Annotated in this window: 12 protein-coding genes; 4 read left to right on the top strand and 8 right to left on the bottom strand. The window is 54.1% G+C overall.

Annotated features, from left to right (window positions below; genetic code table 11):
• Nucleotides 1-128 precede the first annotated feature (128 nt).
• Nucleotides 129-1,853: a flagellar basal body P-ring protein FlgI gene (locus tag Poly59_RS20410; RefSeq protein ID WP_246151797.1), complete on the top strand. Its 1,725-nt coding sequence runs from the start codon at nucleotides 129-131 to the stop codon at nucleotides 1,851-1,853.
• Between the two features lie 18 nt (nucleotides 1,854-1,871).
• Here Poly59_RS20410 and Poly59_RS30275 read toward each other — a convergent pair whose 3' ends face one another.
• The 3 genes from Poly59_RS30275 to Poly59_RS20395 all read right to left on the bottom strand — a co-directional run bounded on the left by Poly59_RS30275 (nucleotide 1,872) and on the right by Poly59_RS20395 (nucleotide 4,276).
• The gene (locus Poly59_RS30275; protein ID WP_246151796.1) at nucleotides 1,872-2,603 is read right to left on the bottom strand and encodes a Dabb family protein; all 732 of its coding nucleotides are present in this window, start codon (nucleotides 2,601-2,603) and stop codon (nucleotides 1,872-1,874) included.
• A 113-nt stretch (nucleotides 2,604-2,716) separates the two neighbouring features.
• Nucleotides 2,717-3,670 (bottom strand): ribonuclease H family protein, encoded by a 954-nt coding sequence (locus Poly59_RS20400; protein WP_146535914.1) that lies wholly within the window; start codon nucleotides 3,668-3,670, stop codon nucleotides 2,717-2,719.
• A 99-nt stretch (nucleotides 3,671-3,769) separates the two neighbouring features.
• Nucleotides 3,770-4,276, bottom strand: a complete 507-nt coding sequence (locus tag Poly59_RS20395; RefSeq protein WP_246151795.1) for a MaoC family dehydratase — start codon at nucleotides 4,274-4,276, stop codon at nucleotides 3,770-3,772.
• A 344-nt stretch (nucleotides 4,277-4,620) separates the two neighbouring features.
• Between Poly59_RS20395 and Poly59_RS20390 the strand changes: the two genes are divergently transcribed.
• From Poly59_RS20390 to Poly59_RS20380, 3 genes are all read left to right on the top strand, one after another.
• Complete coding sequence (locus Poly59_RS20390) at nucleotides 4,621-5,838, top strand: FG-GAP repeat domain-containing protein (protein ID WP_146535913.1); 1,218 nt, start codon at nucleotides 4,621-4,623, stop codon at nucleotides 5,836-5,838.
• Entirely contained in the window at nucleotides 5,835-6,188 is a 354-nt protein-coding gene (locus Poly59_RS20385; RefSeq protein WP_146535912.1) for a nucleotide pyrophosphohydrolase, read from the top strand. Before Poly59_RS20390 ends, Poly59_RS20385 begins: the two co-directional genes overlap by 4 nt.
• A 138-nt stretch (nucleotides 6,189-6,326) precedes the next feature.
• The gene (locus Poly59_RS20380; RefSeq protein WP_146535911.1) at nucleotides 6,327-7,547 is read left to right on the top strand and encodes a M64 family metallopeptidase; all 1,221 of its coding nucleotides are present in this window, start codon (nucleotides 6,327-6,329) and stop codon (nucleotides 7,545-7,547) included.
• 25 nt (nucleotides 7,548-7,572) lie between these two features.
• On the opposite strand, the gene Poly59_RS20375 is transcribed toward Poly59_RS20380, so the two are convergent.
• The 5 genes from Poly59_RS20375 to secY all read right to left on the bottom strand — a co-directional run bounded on the left by Poly59_RS20375 (nucleotide 7,573) and on the right by secY (nucleotide 15,984).
• Nucleotides 7,573-8,481, bottom strand: coding sequence for an alpha/beta hydrolase (locus Poly59_RS20375; RefSeq protein ID WP_186776407.1), 909 nt, complete (start codon nucleotides 8,479-8,481; stop codon nucleotides 7,573-7,575).
• 101 nt (nucleotides 8,482-8,582) lie between these two features.
• The gene (locus Poly59_RS20370; RefSeq protein ID WP_146535909.1) at nucleotides 8,583-8,972 is read right to left on the bottom strand and encodes a hypothetical protein; all 390 of its coding nucleotides are present in this window, start codon (nucleotides 8,970-8,972) and stop codon (nucleotides 8,583-8,585) included.
• A gap of 128 nt (nucleotides 8,973-9,100) precedes the next feature.
• On the bottom strand, nucleotides 9,101-13,705 hold the full coding sequence (locus Poly59_RS20365; protein WP_186776406.1) for an outer membrane protein assembly factor BamB family protein: 4,605 nt from the start codon (nucleotides 13,703-13,705) through the stop codon (nucleotides 9,101-9,103).
• Nucleotides 13,706-13,986: 281 nt separating this feature from the next.
• Nucleotides 13,987-14,544, bottom strand: a complete 558-nt coding sequence (locus Poly59_RS20360; protein WP_146535907.1) for an adenylate kinase — start codon at nucleotides 14,542-14,544, stop codon at nucleotides 13,987-13,989.
• A 45-nt stretch (nucleotides 14,545-14,589) separates the two neighbouring features.
• The gene (gene secY / locus Poly59_RS20355) at nucleotides 14,590-15,984 is read right to left on the bottom strand and encodes a preprotein translocase subunit SecY (protein ID WP_146535906.1); all 1,395 of its coding nucleotides are present in this window, start codon (nucleotides 15,982-15,984) and stop codon (nucleotides 14,590-14,592) included.
• Nucleotides 15,985-16,583 lie beyond the last annotated feature (599 nt).

The raw sequence follows: 16,583 nt of genomic DNA, 5'->3' as shown, positions 1-16,583 counted from the left end.
AAATCGTGTCGATGCTCGTTTGCCAATTCGAGCCGCCATTTTCCGGCTTGCCTCGTCCCCTCCGGTTTCGGTATGACCCCCAATTGATAGTGGCCGTTTTCTCGCCTTTTTAACGGATGCGTGGCAGGATGCCGAAGCTCTCCGAGAAACCTCAATTTCCCGTTCTGATACTGCTGCTCGCCTGCATGACCGCTGGCGGCTGTTCGATATGGCGTGGAAAACCCGACGAAGATGAAAATGAAGCCTTAAAAGCGTTGATGCAAGCACCGGCCCCACCGGACTTGGTCCGCGAAGCCGCGATTCCTCACGGCATGAACACATTACAGATCGAGGGCGTCGGAGCGGTCAGTTCGCTTGCCGGAACTGGCGGAGCGGCCGATCCGTCGCTGTATCGCGAGCAATTGCTCGAAGAAATGAAACGTCGCGACGTTGACAACCCCAACCACTTTTTAGAGTCCCCCGATACTGCATTGGTCCGCGTCGTCGCCGCGATTCCTCCAGGCGCACGACGTGGCGACCCAATGGACATCAAAGTCCTGGCTCCCAAAGAAAGCCGTGCATCGGACCTCAATGGCGGATGGTTGCTCGACACACGACTGCGCCAACAAATCGCGGTACAGAAACAATTGATGCAAAGCTCGGTTCGTCAAAGCGAAGTACTGGCGATCGGAACCGGTCCGATTCTGACTCGCGCTGCCTATTCAGCGTCGATGGACGAGAGCAACAAAATTGAAGGCACGATCATTTCGGGTGGCCGTGTCCAAACCAGCCGGCCGCTGGCGTTGATTCTGCGTCCACGATACCGACATGTTGCCATGGCCAGCGCGATCGCATTGGCGATCAACCGCCGTTTCTTCTTCTTTGACGGAACGACTCGCAAAGGCATCGCCGAACCACTCGAAGACGACTACATCGAACTAGAAGTCCATCCACGTTATCGCGACAGTATCGGCCGAATGATGACCGTGATTCGCGCAATCGGAGTCGAACCGGAGTCCTCGGACACTCAGAAACGCTTGTCCAACTTGGCAAGCCGTCTTGCCAATCCAGCCACCGCTGCCGACGCTGCCATTCAATTGGAGGCGCTCGGCGAAAGCGCCGTGCCGACGCTGATCGATGGATTGAAATCCACGAATCCAGAACTACGGTTCTATGCAGCCGAGGCGTTAGCGTATTTGGACCGAGTCGAAGGCATCGAAGCACTTGAAGATGCAATTCGCGAAGTCGCTGCTTTCCGCGCCCCCGGACTGGTGGCCTTGCAAGGCATGAAGTCACAAGAGTCTGTCGATGCGCTAAAACGTCTTACCGGCGAAGCAAGCTTGGAGACTCGCTACGGCGCATTCTGTTCGATCCGCCGCCGATCTGACGGCCCCCGACAACTCAACGGCCAAACGCTCGGGTCCTTTTGGCTGTACCAAGTTCAAACAAGTGCCTCGCCAACCGTCGTGGTTTCGCTGCGAGAGTCGCCCGAAGTTGTCTTGTTCGGAAACCTTTCGAATATTCAGTTGACACAGTTCATGCGAGGCCCTGCCGGCATCATGATCAAACCCGATACCGATTCGCCCGGACAAATCCGCATCAGCCGATTTCAAGCTGGCGAAGAAGATCGTATCGCGGTCGTCAACACCAGCGTGCCTGAATTCATCGCGGGCCTGACTGCCGTTGGTGGCGGTTATGGTGACGTCATCGAAGTGCTGCGACTTGCCAAAGCGAAAGGCTATCTGACCGATCAACTAGCCATTGATCCGCTGCCCGCCCGCATGCGAACGTACTACCGCGACGGCGATGATAGCGAGGGCTCAGACGATGATTCACAAAGCGATGAACCAAAATTTGATCCCGAAGCCGCTTAGGCTAAAACACAATCGACGTTACTGGACCCAGAAGTCAATCACACGAGGCTTTTCGAGAATGGGCTTTAAGATTTCGACGAACGCCATGTGATCGGCGTGTGGAAGATAGGCTGCACGGCCTTCTTCGCTGTCGAACGTTACCATGAAGGCGTGAGTGAATCCGTCGTCATGCTTTTCAGGGCTATTGTTCACACCCCACTCATACGCCTTGATCGTGTCAATCTTTGACGGCAGCGCAGCGAACGCTTCTTCGATGGTCTTGATATCAGCCGCTGATGCGTCGGATTTGAATTTGAAGAAAACGGCGTGCTTGAGTTCCTTTTCTAGGTCAACGTTCGATTCGTTTCCCCAGTAATCGATCACGAAAACGTCGTTCATATGCGGACGCAACACGCCACCGAATTCCGCATGTGCTGGATGGGGCAAGTACTTTGCTCGGCCCGCTTCGTCGGCAAAGGTCAACACGAATGCATGCGTGAACCCGTCGTCCAGACCCTCGGGGCTGTTGTTGGTGCCCCACTTAAAATCGGTGATCGAATCGATCTTTGACGGCAAAGCCTCGAAAGCTTCGACCACTTTCGCAATGTCTTCTTTCGACGACGATTCTTTGAACGAAAAGAACACCGCGTGACGCAGCACTTTGCCGTCGTTTGAATCACCGTCTGCGGCCTGCACACCTGTTCCCATGCCTAGCGATACCGCGACGAGCGAGGCGGACAGACAGATCAAATTGCGGTAGAAACGTTTCATCGGGAGACTTTCACAAGCTTTGAGGGGTGATTTTCGCTTTGGCGACATTAACACGCCGTGCCTCGGAATTCAAATCACCCGCTGAAAATGACAGAATCACGCAGCGGGATGAATCAGCGAGATCGAATCAGCTTACTCGGATCGATTTTCTGATGATGAATCGTGGCGGCAATATCCGCGAGAAAACGATCCGCATCGACGGGATAGCCGGCCGTCGGCACCAGCACTTTCCCTTGGGGATGCAGCCCGGCAAAGTATCCGTTTAGTGATTCCATCATCCGTTCACGCAGATACTTGGCGTGCATCGAAGCCAGGGCAACCGGCGTAAACGAGTCTCCCTTGACCGTGAACGCGATTTCGATCGTCTTACCGCGGTCGGTCATCCGATAGGCACTGTGCTGCTTCGCTTCGACGATCACTTGGACCGCGGCATCGGCAAAGACATGCCCCAGCACGCCGCTATAATACCGGCGTCCGCCGTGCCGGTCACAGTAAATCGCAACGTCCGTTTCGTCGCCGACATTTCGGTCCATCACCAACTTTGCCAATCCAATCGTTGATTCGGACAACAAATCGGCTTTGTTGGCTCCGTCCGCGCAGGCTTCGTTGAACTTCGCCGCTGTGATTATTCGCGATTGCACATCAACCAAGCGGATCCCCGTTGATTGCCATGCCGACAACCATTCGGATGTCTGGGCGACATCCAAAAATTCGGCGTCCGACAATCCGTGCAACCAAGGCGTGGCTTTGATTGACAGCAAGTCATCGGCAGCAATCCGCGGCAACATTTCTTGCAATGAACGTTCGCGGCGACCGCATGCGTGATGACTGGCACTGACCACCGCGTGCAACGAAGCAAGCCCGGTCCCGGGCTTGAAAATGGATTTCGAATCATCCACTCGGATTTTCGTCGCGCCGATCTTGGCGGGTTTGCGAAGCTGTGCAAATAACGCATCGATCGCTTGGTGTTCCAGACCGTCACCAGGAATCTGCCAAACCGTCGCGGCGATCACCAGCGGACCAAGCTTGGGCCCGTAACCAGCCTCGTCAGTAGCGATCAACAACATGGCGCGATCAACAACACAGCAGAGAAACGCAAGGAAAAAGTGATCCGGTGATAACGTGTGCGAACCGATTCAGCATGCCACCCGCATCGGCCGATTGGCTTAGCGAGCCGGCAGTGTTCCACGCTGGGTTTCTTCTTGGCTCGACAAGCGTCGCGCCCGCGCTTTGGTGGCAACCAATGACACAAACCGTCCTCGTTGGACAATCCGCCCCTGTTGGTTCAGCAATTGACGGATCCAAGTCACCCGACCAGCTCGACGCCCATGCTGGTCGATTGCTTCGATTTCGGTCGACACTTGCACTCGGTCGCCGAAGAAAATCGGCGCCTCGAACTGCCAATCTGAAATCCCAACCAACGCCAATGTTGCGACACAAGGATGATCGCTACTGAGTCCCGCCAAAACGCTGAGTCCCAACAAACCATGGGCGACAGGTTCGCCAAATGGTGAACCGCCCGCCGAGGGAGTATGCAGGGGATCGTGATCGCCGGTCAGGCTAGCAAAATCAGCGACGTCATCCGCCGTGATTTCTCGCCAGTCGCTCATCCAGCGATCGCCTACACGCATGTCCTCAAGATAGAGCTGGTCGTTTTGGTTGGAAATTTGCAATGCCGCCTCGATGTTTCTTAAAGGATACGTCGACGTGCCAAATTGAACCGCAGGAGTGTCCGTTGCCTTGCGGTTGCTGCTAATTGACTGCCAAGCAATTCAGTGCCGTCGAGTGGCTATAATCATGGCGGCTTAGCTGAGTCTTCAATAGTGTGCTTCCAAGTTACTCTGAAAAACAGCACTGCATCCCAAACACTCGTTCCGGTTGCGCAAGCAATTCGCTCTGAAACATTACGGTTAAAACCGCGAAAAGTTCCCTGCGAACCCGCCCCGCAAGACAAATGTGCCCTCCCCGCCTCTTTAAGGATTCCCCCATGCTGGCATTCCGATCCTTCGTCGATTGCATGCGTTTCCCTCCCGCAATCGTTCTTTTGACTGGCTTCCTTGTATCCACGACCGCGTGCGATCAAGCGTCCGGCCAATCCCCAGTGGCAAGTTTTTCCCACCGTTTGCTGGCTCTCGACGCGAACGAAGGCATCTCAGCCGGTGATGTCGACGGAGATGGATTTACAGACCTAGTCGCCGGACGAAGCTGGTTCCGTGGCGGCGACGGCAAGTCAGGTGGCAATTGGGAACCACGTCCGGTTCGTTCGATCGACGACTGGAATGGCTACGTTGAAAGCAATGGTGACTATCTGTTCGACGTCAACGGCGATGGCCGACTGGATGTGATCGCCGGTTCTTTCCTGCCCAGCGAAGTGCACTGGTATCAAAACCCAGGCGATGATGCGCTGCGATTGGGAAAAACGTGGCCCAAGCATTTGCTAGTGGACACCGGCAACTCAGCCAACGAAGGACAACTGCTGCAAGACATCGATGGCGACGGCCGACCAGAGTGGATCGTCAACAGTTGGAAAAATGATGTGCCTACCGTGATCTGGCGTTTGAGTGATCGTGAAAAACCAAACGCTGAAAACGGCGGTGCGATGTTTGACTTAGTCCCGCACACTCTCGGCGAAAAGGGCAATGGGCACGGCGTCGCGGTCGGCGACATCAGCGGTGATGGTCGACCGGACCTGTTGGTCGGCCAAGGCTGGTACGAACAACCGGCCGATCAACCATGGTCAGCACCGTGGACCTTTCACGCCGACTGGAAACTGCACTCGTCACTGCCAATGTTGGTAGTCGACTTGGACAAAGATGGCGACGGCGACTTGATCTTTGGCAACGGCCACGACTTCGGTTTGTTCTGGTGGCAAAACGATGGAATCCAAGGCACCGGTGACGACCGCAAGATCGCCTGGACTCCGCACGAAATCGACAAGTCCTACAGCCAACCGCACTCACTTGCCTGGGCTGACATCACCGGTGACGGCAACCCCGAACTGATCACTGGCAAACGCTACTTTGCACACAACGGAAAAGACCCCGGCGGAAATGAAATGCCGTGCATGTACTACTACGACTGGAACGCGAACGAAAAAACATTCACGCGTCACACGATCGAAGAGGGCCACGTTGGAACCGGGCTTCAAATTGTCACTGCTGACTTAAACGGTGACGCAAAGACCGACCTAGCGGTCGCTGGTAAAAGCGGCACTTACCTGTTGCTGGCCCAATGAGCGATTCACCCAGCACCCTGCCACTTTCAATTCAGGAAGCACAACACCAAGTTGATCAGTGGATTCGAACGATTGGCGTGCGCTATTTCAACGAGATGACGAACCTTGCGCAGCTCGTCGAAGAGGTTGGCGAGGTCGCGCGAATCTTGTCGCGAACTTGTGGCGAACAATCGTCCAAACCCGGTGAATCGCCGGGCGAATTGTCGGACGAACTAGCCGATGTGCTGTTTGTCACCATTTGCCTGGCCAATCAATCCGGCATCGACTTGACGGAAGCCCTGCGCCGAAACCTGGACAAAAAGACCAAAAGAGACGCGATTCGTCATAAAACGAACCCCAAACTGAATTAACGCCCCCCACGGCCCGATTGGGATGCTGAAACTGGTTTTATCGGCTTCGCAGACAAGTTAGACTCGAGTCCCGTGACCGCTTGCGCTCGCTCGTGTTTTTGGGCCTTGTTCGAATCCCGTTTCTAAGCCGGACTTTCCATGCGTCTCTCTCGCTTTATGTTCATTTGCGCGGCAGCCTCTGCAATCGGCGCTCAGGCCATCGGAAATGCGGCGGAGTTGACGACGATTTTAAATAACGGCAGTTCAACCAACCGCGTCGATGTCATGTTTATCGGCGATGGTTACACCAGCACCGAACTGGGTACGACGTATACCTCGCACATTGATCAAGCGATCAGCTATTTCTTTGACACGAAAGATCCGTTTCCACGATACAAGAACTTTTTCAATTTTCACCGCGTTGACGTGGTCAGCAACGAATCCGGCGCGGATGATCCGGTCAATGGAATCACTCGCGATACCGCACTCAATGCGACATACAACACGAACGGGATTGATCGTCTGCTGTACTTCAACACTGGAATTGCCAACGCCGAAGTGAATTCTGCGATTGCGGGTACAGGCGTCGATGTTGACATGCGAATCGGAGTCGTTAACAGCACCAAGTACGGCGGCGGTGGCGGCCAGTGGGCTGTTTATGCAGGCGGCAATGCCAGTGCGTTAGAGGTCGCCGTCCACGAGGTTGGACATTCGTTCGCAAGACTAGCCGACGAATACTTTTCCCCCGGAACTTACACCGGCAGTGAACCCGGCGAGGCGAACGTGACAGCCGATCCGGCACTTGGGAAATGGGACCGCTGGCTCGGGTACACAGACCCCGACAATCCCAGCATCGGCGAGATCGGTTATTACGAAGGCGGCAAGTACGTCGAAAATGGGATTTATCGCCCCAGCAACAATTCGTTGATGCGCAGTCTCAACCGGCCGCTCGATGCAGTCGGACGCGAAGCCTTCATCGAAAAAATTTACGCAGAAGTTGACCCACTGGACGCTTGGACCGACACAGCCGCGACACTGTCGATGTTTGACGATGTTTGGGTTGACGTGATCGATGAAAGCGTGATCAACGTTCAGTGGTTGATCGACGGAATCGACAGTGGCATGCAAGGATCGATGCTAGACATTGCCGCACTCGGACTGGCCGACGGCAACTACACGTTGACGGCAAAAGCCTACGACAACTTGCTGGACAGTTCATTCACGGGCAACACATTGGATTGGTGGCGGCTCGATGACGCTCCGCTAACACAATCCGTTTCGTGGAATCTTTCCGTGGTCGCCGTTCCAGAACCTGGCTCGTTTGCGTTCCTCGTCATTGGCCTCACGGTTCCGATCGCAATCCGCCGCCGTCGTCGCTAATCGATTCGATCGACAGTCCCGCGAACTATCGCGACAACTCGTGCAGTCGCAACCAATCGCTAACCAGTGTCGGCCATTGGTGGATCACGCTGTCGGCTCGTTTGCGAGTTCCGTAACCGTGCCCGCCCGTTCGATAGATATGCAGTTCCGCATCGACCTTGTGCTTTTTCAACTGCGTATAGAACTGCACGCTGCCTAACGAGTCAGCCCCTGGATCGTCGTGCGTATGAATCAGGATCGTCTTGGGCGTCGACTCGCTTACGTTGATGCCAGGTTTCAAGCTTCCCGATTCGTCAAGCATTCGCCATGGATAAACCAGGATGCCGAAATTCGGATGCCAGTTTGCATCGTCGAATTCATCTGCTGACTCGTACAACGCATTTTCGGCCGTCAACAGGAAAGCAGCCGCTTGTCCGCCAGCCGAAAACCCGAGCACGCCGACCTTGTCTGGATCAATTGACCACTTAGCCGCATTACTGCGAATCGTCCGGATCGCTCGCTGAGCATCTTGGACCGGCTTTTTCCAAACGTCTTCTTTTTGATTGTCACCCGTCCGATAGCGAAGCACAAAGACCGAAACGCCAAGCGGATTCAAGAACGTCGCTGCCTCGCTGCCTTCCAAATCCGTGACGACATACCCAAAACCACCGCCAGGCAAAATAAGCACGGCCGTGCCGTTTGGATCGGATGCCGGAAAGACATCAATCGTAGGTGCCGTAATCTGCTCAATCCGAGTAATCGCAGGCCCCTTGCTGGGCGGACCCTGGCGAGGTGTTCCCAACGCGATCGTTGTTTCCGATGGCGCCGGCCCCGACCACAGTCGCATCGAAACCGGATCTTCGGCAGACACTTGATCGGCAAAACAACTCGAAACAATCACTCCCATGATCAAGACACATTGCCGGATCGCTGACCAACGAAATGGAACCGCCATCAAAACAAACTCGCCGATAAGTGAAAACAAAATTGTCCGCGTTACCGACATAGCATAACAGCACTTCGAGTCACGACCGGCAAAGTCGATACTCGCCGGCACTATCGAGGCAGTTTGCATCGGGGAAAGTCATCTTCGATTACCTTTCCAGCAATCATGGCCATTGTTCGCGGTGCCAACCCAGCGGCAATGAACAATCGATTCATGCCGATCATCAAATTGTGCCAAGCTTCAATCGCCTCAGGAGTTCCAACAAATATCGCATCAGTTCGATCAAACCCCTTTTCGCTGACCTGCATCGTCGGATCCATATGCAACAGAGCTTCGAGCATCAAATGGTCACGACAGTCCTGATTGCTAAGTTCGCAATCGTCATAGATCCATGCATGCATACGAAGCGTTTTGTCGATCGCTGCGATCGTTGCCTGGCGAACGGTATCTGCAACCAGAACCACTTGAAGCGGGCCACATTGAACGTAGTACTTTGCCATCGAATATTTCCTCCGTGAAGCGTGCTAAGCTCGCCCGGCGGATCACGATCGGATCACATCACTGGGCGACAAAAGAATGATCGCCCAAGGGTATGACACGTCTGGTCAAAGCATCGGCATCGGACCTGCTAGTCCTCTTTTTCCGCGGACACCTCGTCCGGCTGGATCGCCGAACCATCCGCCCCATCGCCTTGTTCGACTTCTCCGTATTTGAACAGCAATAATTCGGGCCCGACCTGTGCCAACACACGCTGCAACGGCGATTGAACAGTCAAACGAGTTTCCAATTCGTTATTCCCCGACAAAATCGGCTTGCCCAATTTCTCGGCAACTTCTTCTCCGTCGCGAACGTCTAGCGCAAGTATATCTAAGGATTTTTTGCGACTAGGGACCGAATAGGTGAACGGGCTGCGGGTCAACAACAGCATTGGTGTTGCGTCAGCTTGCGTCAGCGTGCAGCCCCAAGGCTTGTCAAATTCTTTGCCCCAACGCAGAGCCCCGTCGGTCATCGAAACCGCAAAAACACCATGCGTCGTTTGGTGGGCCGCTCCATCCGCCGTTTGTAACTGTTCGACAGATTGAGTTCGCGGACGCTCGACTCGTCGTTTCGGCAACAGAATCATTTGATCCTCAAGCATCATCGCATGAAGTCCCTGCAGATTTTCGAAAGCAGGCAACTTTGGCCGACCAATTTCGCGTCCTTCGGCGAGATCCCAAATCAACGTCTCACCGCTGCTGCGCATCATCGCCAAGTAACGACCGCTGATGATCTTGCCTTGCGCCGAAACGCCGGTGTCTGCACTCGGGTTACTCGATGGCGTTTCTTCGCGAAGCAAGACTTTGCCGGATAACGCATTCACCAATGTCAATTCGTAGCGATCGCCATCACCATCGCCTAACTTGCGATAACTCAATACGTTCGCGCCGATCGACTCCCAAGCATCGCCATAGATCCACGGCTTGGTTTCTTTCTTCGCGCCATCCAGTAGGTCAAAGAACATGATCTCGGAGGTCGCCGATGAAACCACCGCCAATCTATGTCCATCGCTAACCACGACTCCACTTTTTGGTGCCGTCGAATTGCGCCACATTGATTCTTTGGTCATCAGGTCGAGCGCAATCAAATCGCCACCCTGCAACATCAACACACGATCACCCAGAACCGGGCCGAGCGCGAACTCGGGAACGACGCTGGATGCTGACGCCGACTTGATGTTGTAGTGAATCACCTGACCACCAAAGGGTGTTGAATCACTGCGTCGGTTCGCGATCGGACCACCATCGCCCGACAGACTGCGTTGCCAGCGGACCGATTCGCCATCGTTCGATTTGACATGATACAAATCGATCATCGTCAAACCTGTTGGCATCAAAACTACCATGGCGCCACCAGTGACCTGCGCTTCCTTGTCCACATCGTCGCTTTGGCGCGTGAATTCAACCGGCAGAGGCCTCGCCATTCCATAGGGATCGCGAAGCGACAACGGACTGGCACCGTCGCTGATCAGTTGCCAACCGATGAATTCTAAACCAGCGAGAGTCTGAGTTTTCGAAACACGCTGATTGTTGGTGTCAAAGCGAGTACGGATTTGAGCCGAGTCCCAGGTCATCGAGACTTTTTTGGGCCAATCTGTTTTCACAACGCTGTTTCGCGCCAAATCGCGAACTTCGTCAAGATCAACCGGCAATGCTTCGACAACCGCTGAATCGGTATAGTCGTCATCCACTTCTGCCGCCGCTTCGTCGCCAACTGCATCGATCAACGCCAACACATCTTTACCAAAACCAGCTCGCGCGTAAGACTGAATCAGTCGCAATGAATCTCGTCGGGGCCAGGTACTGACTTCATCCAGTGTCGGCACGTGCGTCCCCAAGATCGTTCTTTCGAACAGCAAGTGGTCACCTGCCGAACGATGACGACTCAACAATTCGTCCTTGACCCGCGAAAAGCCTTCGAACATGCGAAAATGATGATCCAAACGGACAAGTGAGTTCGTTGTCGCTTCGGTCCGTGATGCGGCCGCTTGTGACATCAACTCATTGATCTGGCTTAACTGCTCGGGTGCGGCTGCGACTAAGATTTCATGAGATCGAGCCGCCAACCAACTATCCAGCGTGCACTGGCGAGCTTGATCGTTGATGACTTGGTCCGAGACAGATTCAAGTGACGGTTCATCGATCAACAGACGCGAAAAATCAATCAGACGTTTCGCCGCGTCCACATAATCCTTGCTCGTCATCGCCGCGCGGATCCGCAGCGACAACAACTCAACACGTTGAGCCGGACGATCGATCAATTCTTCCAACGATTCAATGATCGTCGAATCAACATCAGCGTCATCGCGCAGCAGTCCCAGCATTGCCGAAACGCTCAACATTTGAACCTCGTCGTTATCAGGCTGCATCTGACGAGCACGACCGAGCATTTCCAATGCCTCGCGGCGTTGGTTGCGTTGCAAAAGCAATTCAGACTTCCGCACAATCGCTTCAAAATCCTCGGGGTTCGCTTTCAACATCCGATTGACGATCGGTTCCAACGTTGCCTCGCCAAACGCAACCGAAACAGAGGTCGGGCCCTGCACAATCACTTCGCCGTCAACTGCAACCAAATTCCCCAGCGGATAACGAGTGTTCCGTTTTGTGACAACCGAACCATCTTTCAATGACAGTTCGACCAATTGGTTCGTTGTCGTTGGCACCAGATAGGTGTTCTTGCCAAAGACACCGCGTCCGGCAATTTGCTGGCCCGCGGACAAAATTTCGCGGGCACTCCACACTGCCATGCCGTTGTCTTCCAAACTAAACGCGTGGACTTGGTTTCCGCCGACGACAAAAAACCGGCCATCTCGAATGCCAGCCAAGTAACGCATCTGCACGCGAGCCTTTTCAGTAAACAAAGGCTTGCCCGTCAGCAAATTGAAACCGAATAACCGATCCGCTTCGACCGGCGTCACCAAGACAGCCTGGCCATCGGCAATCGCAGTCCCATTGTCCCAACGCTGCATCAATCGACTAGCTTCAACCCCCGGGCCGCGACCATTGATCGAACGGATCATCTCGGCGTTACGCTCGTACATCGTCCCCCAACGCAGCATCCGATCGCCCAAGTCGACCGCGACGGTTGCGCCGGCGCCGGTTGGACAAATCAGAACGCCTTCGTGGTACGTCGGCACCGCACCAGCGACTCGTCGAATTGGATCGGTGTCGATGCCGCCGGATTCAACGGCGACCAAGTGCTGCCGCCACAACTCGCTGCCCGTCGCCGGATCCAAACAGCACAAATTGATGTCACCAGCGATTTCCACCATCACATACAAACGCCCATCCACCGGCAGGGGAGGGCCCAAGAAAAACGCGTCCGACAACGACGAACCGTCTTCCGACCCTGCTCCCAATCGCCACAACAACTTGCCCTCGGTCGCCATCTCGAGCGCGACCAAAGTATTCGTACTGGTATCGGCCGGGCGAGTGCCTCGCAAATTGATCATTGGACTGAACGACATCATCTCGACTTCGCCCAAGTCATCCAGCATGAAGACGCGTTCGCCGTCACTGGTGACCTGGCCGTAGGGAACATCATTCCAAACTCGCTGAGTCAGCAAACTGTTAGCATTGCCTTCACCCGATAGTTCATCGAACACGATGTCCTCTTCTTCTACCGTTTCGTAGGCCGACTGCCAGGGATAAGTCCACAATCGTTTGCCCGTTCGATAGTCAACGCCAACCAATCGCTCAGTCGTTCGCATCAACAACTGACTGCCAACACGAACGGGGCTCCAAGACGGTGGCGGCAGTTTTCCACCAATGGCTAACTCGTCGGCGATCTCTCGTAGTGATCGCTCCTGACGCGGGCTCGCGGCGGTGCTAAGCATCCATCGCAAATTGGTCAGCGGAACTTGGCCCGCCGATCCACCGTTTCGGCTCGGCGTCCCCCCAAACATCGGATACTCATCCGAATCCTTCGAGACGAATTCTGGCAACACACGCGACAACTGAGCCAACCAAGCCGATTGCTCGTCGCCGGTTGGAATGGTTTTGGAAGCACCGTTGATCTTTGCTTCGCCGGCTGAAATCTCTGATACCGATCGCCCTGCCAACTGACACGCCGACGCGTGCAGCACCACGACACCAACACCAAGCTGATCGATTCCACGTTTGGTCGAAACAACATCTTCCAACAAAATCGACGCAGCCATGGGGTGCCCAAGATGCATTTCATGCTGAGCTAACAACCATGACGCCTGATATCCCGCCGCGGTATGAAAGTACTTCCGCCGAACGAGGCGTACTTTCTCCCAATCTCGGTTCTCACTCGCTTCAGTAAGAAGCTTCTTGGCAATCGCACCGTATCGCAACTCGTACGTTTCCATCGCGGCCGACGGCAGCTTGCCGATCATGTCACGCGCAGCCCGCAACAAACTCGTGCCAACCACGGAACCGGCGCCTGCGTCTTCGGTGCCAAGAAAGAAATCCTGACCCGTCAAATCCGACTCGTCCATTTGCTGAGCGTCTCGCGCAAGCAGATCCCCCAGTACCACCACCGCATCGCTGTAACGTTTCTCCAGCAATGACTGCTCGGCGTCCTTCAACTGCTGCTCGATCGCCCGCGGCGGTTCGATAAATCGTCCTGATTGAGCACCCGATATCGGGCGAAGAAAACCCTGGGCCCGAGCTTTGTCACTCCCCAGTGCCAGCGGCAAACCTACTGCCGCAATCACAGCACCCAACACCATCGGTCGAAGAGAAAAACGCGTACGACATGACGAGAGAAAAATCACGTTAGAACCTGTGCTGAAAGAAATCGCCGGAACGCTCGCATTGTACAGCCACAAACTGCATTCGGCAGGCTCAGGAAGCAGCCAGGCCAATGATGCCACGGCAACGTTCTTTGAAAACAGGCCGAGTCGGGCTCGCACACGCATCCGCACGCCCGCACGATCACGAAGTCCTAACCCCGGATCGATCGGCTGGACCCAATAGCAAATGCAACAAGACCAATGGCACCCAAGAAAGCTTAGGGCAAATGCCCTAGGATCTCTTCAAACACTTTGTCCGGCGACTGCATGCCGTCGACCGTTCGCACCAAATCACGACCTGCGTAATAATCCAGCACTGGTGCCGTTTGAGTATGAAAAACTCTCAATCGCGCCGATATGGTCTCGGCATTGTCATCGACCCGATCTTCCAAAGTCGAACGCTTTAGAAGCCTTGCGATTAGCTCTTCTTGATCAGCAACCAAATTGAGCACCAAGTCAATCTTGCCATTCTTTTCAACAAGATATTCGTCCAGCATGCGTGCCTGATCGACCGTACGTGGAAACCCATCGAACAGACAACCGCCAACACAGTCAGGCATCGCCAATCGCTTTGTGACTAGACGCATGACCAAATAGTCAGGCGCCAGACGGCCACCGTCGATATAGCTAGCGACAACTCGGCCAAGCGCGGACTGGTTGCGTGTTGCACGCAACATCTCGCCCGTTGAAAAGTGCGGAATCTTCAAGTGCTGCGTTAAACGCATGCACTGAGTTCCTTTGCCCGCGCCCGGCGGACCAATGAAGATGATTCGCATCGAAACACCTTCATTGTTGTGAATCGAAAGTGGACAAAAACTCGACTAGACGACGGGTGCTACACCACCGCCGGCACCTTCAAGCAGTCCGCGATAGTTTCGCATCACCAAGTGACTGTCGATCTTCTGTACCAGGTCGAATGCGACGCTAACCGCAATCAACAATCCCGTACCACCGTAGAAACCAGCGATCGAATACGGCACACCCAGCGATCCATAAACGATCGTGGGAACAATCGCGACGATCGAAAGGAAGGCTGCACCGACATACGTGATCCGGACCATTACCTTCTCGAGGTAATCCGTCGTTCGCTTTCCGGGACGATATCCAGGAATGAACGTTCCGCTGTCACGAAGGTTGTCCGACATCTCTTTCGGATTGAAAGTGATCGCAGTCCAGAAGTAACAGAAAAAGAAAATCAGCACGACATAGAACAGGTTGAACACGAACGAGCCTTGGTCGTTCAGAGTCAAACCGATCAAGTTAAGAGGTTTGAACAATGAGCTTTCGCTACCCACGAAGCTAGCCATTCCGCCCATCAACATTCCGGGGATGATCAGCAAGCTGCTAGCGAAAATGATCGGCATCACGCCGGCTTGATTGATACGGAGCGGCAAGTGTTGGCGAGTACCACCGTAAACACGGCGACCACGAGTAAATTTGGCTGATTGAGTTGGAATCTTTCGTTGCCCAAGTGTGATGAAGACCACACCGAACACGACGCCCACAAACAACACAACCAACAACACCAACGTTTCAATACCAATCTGTCCACGACTAAGACCAGTTAACTCGGTCTTCATGTTGCGAACAAGTTCGTAGAGTGCTTTCGGCATTTGAGCCAAAATACCAGCCATGATCAGCAAGCTGATCCCGTTGCCAATTCCGTGCTCGTCGATTTGTTCGCCGAGCCACATAAGGAAAACCGTACCGCAAGTCATCACGGACACCGCAACAATTTGCCAGCCCCAGAACAACGAACCATCGCTGGCCATAAAGTTTGGGTTGATGTCACCGTTACCCGATGGGCCACCCGACATCAGCATGAATTTCAAGTACATGTAGCTTTGCACCACACAAATCAACACTGTTAAGTAACGCGTGTACTCGTTCAGTTTCTTGCGACCAGCTTCGCCCTCTTTCTTCAAATCCTCGAGCGGTTTGTAAACGCTCCCGAGCAACTGAAAAATGATCGACGCAGAAATGTATGGCATGATCCCCAACCCGAAGATCGTCGCCTCGCGAAGGTCGCTAGCTGCGAACAGAGTGATCTTCTCGAAGAACTCCGAAGCGGTGCCACCAGCGTCACCGATGTTCGTTGCGATCATCGGCAATGGGATGTGGAAACCGATCCGATAGATAGCTAACAAACCAATCGTCAGCATGATCTTCTTGCGAAGCTCGGGAATCGAAAAAATGATGCGCAGCTTTTCAAACATGCGTCAGGTCCGTCTTAAATTCTTGGGCGGAGTGGAACGACGTCCCAACACCGGCAGGTTAACTGGATGGCTGTATTTCGGCGGAGTTTAGCGGTTATTGACAACGGTGGCGATAGCGCACACGCGGTTTCTGAGCTGCAAAGTCATAAAGAAACAGACTGCGATGCACGAGCCTTGAAACTAAACGCAACAAAGCCAATTACTCAAGCCATTTCAACTCGAAACGCCAGCTCGCCGAACCACATCCCCCAACCTATTACGAAACGACGAACTCAGAACAACTCGAGCTTGTCACATAAAAACACGTGGCGAAAGATGCAGGTATTACAAAACGAGACAACCGAAACTCGTGACCAGTCAGAACTTCTTGAGACATTCGACGCCTTGCGGCCGACGGTTCAAGGTTCGCGCCGAAAGCGTTGACGACTTGCGAGATATCGTTCCCCGACGAGCGACGTGAGTGCGCATAAACAAAACCCTTCTTTGACCGAAGTCAAAGAAGGGTTTAAAAATCTGGCAATATCTACTTTCGCACTGGTAGGCACTATCATCGACTCACAAAGCTTGACTGCTGTGTTCGGAATGGGAACAGGTATAAC

The organism is Rubripirellula reticaptiva (assembly GCF_007860175.1).
Classification (GTDB): domain Bacteria; phylum Planctomycetota; class Planctomycetia; order Pirellulales; family Pirellulaceae; genus Rubripirellula; species Rubripirellula reticaptiva.
The sequence above is the reverse complement of the archived record's forward strand: the minus strand, read 5'-3'. Positions and strand labels throughout refer to the sequence as shown.

Excerpts from the sequence above, each read along its gene's own strand:
- Poly59_RS20410 (WP_246151797.1), top strand. The coding sequence starts at position 129 with ATGCCGAAGCTCTCCGAGAAACCTCAATTTCCCGTTCTGATACTGCTG.
- Poly59_RS30275 (WP_246151796.1), bottom strand. The coding sequence starts at position 2,603 with ATGAAACGTTTCTACCGCAATTTGATCTGTCTGTCCGCCTCGCTCGTC.
- Poly59_RS20400 (WP_146535914.1), bottom strand. The coding sequence starts at position 3,670 with ATGTTGTTGATCGCTACTGACGAGGCTGGTTACGGGCCCAAGCTTGGT.
- Poly59_RS20390 (WP_146535913.1), top strand. The coding sequence starts at position 4,621 with ATGCGTTTCCCTCCCGCAATCGTTCTTTTGACTGGCTTCCTTGTATCC.
- Poly59_RS20385 (WP_146535912.1), top strand. The coding sequence starts at position 5,835 with ATGAGCGATTCACCCAGCACCCTGCCACTTTCAATTCAGGAAGCACAA.
- Poly59_RS20380 (WP_146535911.1), top strand. The coding sequence starts at position 6,327 with ATGCGTCTCTCTCGCTTTATGTTCATTTGCGCGGCAGCCTCTGCAATC.
- Poly59_RS20375 (WP_186776407.1), bottom strand. The coding sequence starts at position 8,481 with ATGGCGGTTCCATTTCGTTGGTCAGCGATCCGGCAATGTGTCTTGATC.
- Poly59_RS20370 (WP_146535909.1), bottom strand. The coding sequence starts at position 8,972 with ATGGCAAAGTACTACGTTCAATGTGGCCCGCTTCAAGTGGTTCTGGTT.
- Poly59_RS20365 (WP_186776406.1), bottom strand. The coding sequence starts at position 13,705 with ATGGTGTTGGGTGCTGTGATTGCGGCAGTAGGTTTGCCGCTGGCACTG.
- Poly59_RS20360 (WP_146535907.1), bottom strand. The coding sequence starts at position 14,544 with ATGCGAATCATCTTCATTGGTCCGCCGGGCGCGGGCAAAGGAACTCAG.
- secY (WP_146535906.1), bottom strand. The coding sequence starts at position 15,984 with ATGTTTGAAAAGCTGCGCATCATTTTTTCGATTCCCGAGCTTCGCAAG.